Below are 2,208 nucleotides of genomic sequence, written 5' to 3'. Positions count from 1 at the left end.
TTCGAGCGCATCGAGAACCATACGAACCGCTCGCTCACGCAGCTCGTCGGGGTACTTGCGTGGTGCAGGCATGACAGGGAAGTCCTTTCCGTGGCTTCACTGCCTCCATCATCCCCGGGGCGATCCAGGGTCTTACCTGAAGAAGTCTGATCATCATGAACCCGACCGTCAGCCTGGCGGCCTAACCCCGGCTGTCACCTGATCGTGCGGCAGTCCCCCCGGATCGTCTCCGGACGTGCCGAAGCGAGTCAAGCGAGGTTGGTCGCGGCCGCTGCCCAGGTTGTGCCCGTCCGCCCAGCGCGACGCGCCGGAGCTCGCCTAGGCAGGCAGGCGCAGCGTCGCCGTGAGCCCACCCCCTGCACGCGGCGTGAGATCCAGCGAACCGCCGTGGGCTTTCGCAATGGCGTCGACGAGCGCCAGCCCCAGACCGTGGCCCGCACCTGCGGTCCGCTGCGCTCGGGCGAAAGGCTCGATCCACGTGCGGATCTCGGCCGTGTCCAAGGCAGGGCCACCGGATTCCACGATGATTTCGGCATTCTGGCCCACCTTCGCCAGAGTTAATGACGCGTCCTCACCGTGTGTGATCCCGTTGCGCACCAAATTCTCCACCGCCTGGCGCACCAGGGTAGGGGAGGCGGTGACCGTGATCAGCTCCGCCGCCACCGGCACGCCCTGCCCGTGCGTGACGTCACGGCACAGCGCAGCCAGATCCATCTCTTGCCTGTCGCCGAGGTCCACGTTCGCCAACTGCAACAACGCGGCTATGGTCTGGGCGGACCGCGCGTTGACCTCCCGAACCCGTTCCAAGGTCTCCCGCAGCGACGCTTCGTCGCCGCTGGCCAGCGCCACATCTGCCATCGTCTGAATCGTCGCGACAGGTGTCTTCAGCTCGTGAGAGGCATTCGACGCGAAACGGCGTTGCCGCTCGAGGGCACCCGCCAGCTCGTCGAGCATCGCGTTGAGCGCGGCCGCCAATTCGCCCACTTCATCCGCGGGTCCCTCGTGGTTGATCCGGGCGCCCAGGGCACCCGGGGTCACGGTCGCAGCGTCGTGTGCGATCTCCCGTAGCGGTTTGATCACCAAGCCGGCCACGAACCAACCGATCAGCCCAGCGACTGCGGTCAGCAGCGCCAGAGCAACCACGGAAGCCAGCAGCACGCGGCGCAGGATCTCGTCGGTGATGGGCACTGCTCCGTCAATCACCAGGCCGTCATCCGGGGTGGGGATCTGGGCCAGAAACGGCACCGGGGTGAGCTTCAAATAGGCGTATACCAGCCCGATCAGCGCCAGGCCCACGCCCAGGACGGTAGCCACGAACATCACGGTGATGCGCGCGCGCAGACTCAGCTTCATCGCGGCACCTCCGCCACGTAGTAGCCAGATCCTGCCACGGTGTGCACGATGCGCGGTTCGCCCAGCTTCTTGCGCAGGTGTGAGATCGTCACGCGCGGGGAGTTCGTGAAGGGGTCGGCGTTCTCATCCCAGGCCTGCGCGAGCAGCTCCTCCGCGGAGATCACTGCGCCAGCTGCCCCCATAAGCACCTCCAGCACCGCGAACTCCTTCGGGCTGAGTGAAACGCGTGCGCCGCCCCGGGTGGCCTCCCGGCGGGAAGTGTCCAGTCGTACGTCGCCGCAGCGGTAGATCTCGCCGCGCACCGGCAGGTTGCGCTTGGACAGCGCGGCAACCCGCGCGATCAGCTCTGGGAGCTCAAAAGGCTTGGGAAGGTAGTCGTCCGCGCCGAGGTCGAAGCCCGTCAGCCGGTCGTCGAGCGTCCCCGAGGCGGTCAGCATGATCACCCTCGTAGCCGGGTGGGTATCGACGACCCAACGGCAGATATCGTCGCCGTGGATACCCGGTAGGTCCCGGTCCAGCACGAGGACGTCGGGGCGGATCTCGTCGATGAGCGAGCGCGCGGTCGCACCGTCGTAGGCCGCGTCAGCTTCCATGTTCGCGTCGTTTAGCGCAGTGCAAATGGCATCGGCAAGGTAGCTTTCGTCGTCGACGACGAGAACCCGGATCGTCATGACCTCGATCGTAACTGCCTGCCTGTCGCGCCGACGTTAACGCTCTCGCAACATCGGGGTGGGCTTACCCTTCTGTTGTTGACACCTGAGATGGCGGGTCGTGGTGACCTGCGGGAGGTTGTCGTCATGAGGAAGCGGAAGAGCTATACGCCGGAGTATCGTCGGGAGGCGGCGGCTTTGGTGT

General features: G+C 66.1%; 2 protein-coding genes. Both read right to left on the bottom strand.

Translation table 11 applies throughout. The annotated features are described in order from the left end of the window. Positions 1-318 precede the first annotated feature (318 nt). Positions 319-1,353 (bottom strand): HAMP domain-containing sensor histidine kinase, encoded by a 1,035-nt coding sequence (locus MU407_RS13890; RefSeq protein WP_246958377.1) that lies wholly within the window; start codon positions 1,351-1,353, stop codon positions 319-321. Then, a complete protein-coding gene (locus MU407_RS13885; RefSeq protein ID WP_246958379.1) occupies positions 1,350-2,018 on the bottom strand; it encodes a response regulator transcription factor in 669 nt (222 codons plus the stop codon). The genes MU407_RS13890 and MU407_RS13885 overlap by 4 nt, the downstream gene beginning before the upstream one ends. Between the last annotated feature and the right edge of the window lie 190 nt (positions 2,019-2,208).

The sequence above is a fragment of the Brachybacterium sp. Marseille-Q7125 genome, assembly GCF_023062615.1.
Taxonomy (GTDB): Bacteria; Actinomycetota; Actinomycetes; order Actinomycetales; family Dermabacteraceae; genus Brachybacterium.
This window is presented reverse-complemented; position numbering and strand designations above follow the sequence as displayed.

Bases quoted from the DNA above. Each gene is read 5' to 3' on its own strand.
- MU407_RS13890 (WP_246958377.1), bottom strand. From the start codon at position 1,353: ATGAAGCTGAGTCTGCGCGCGCGCATCACCGTGATGTTCGTGGCTACC.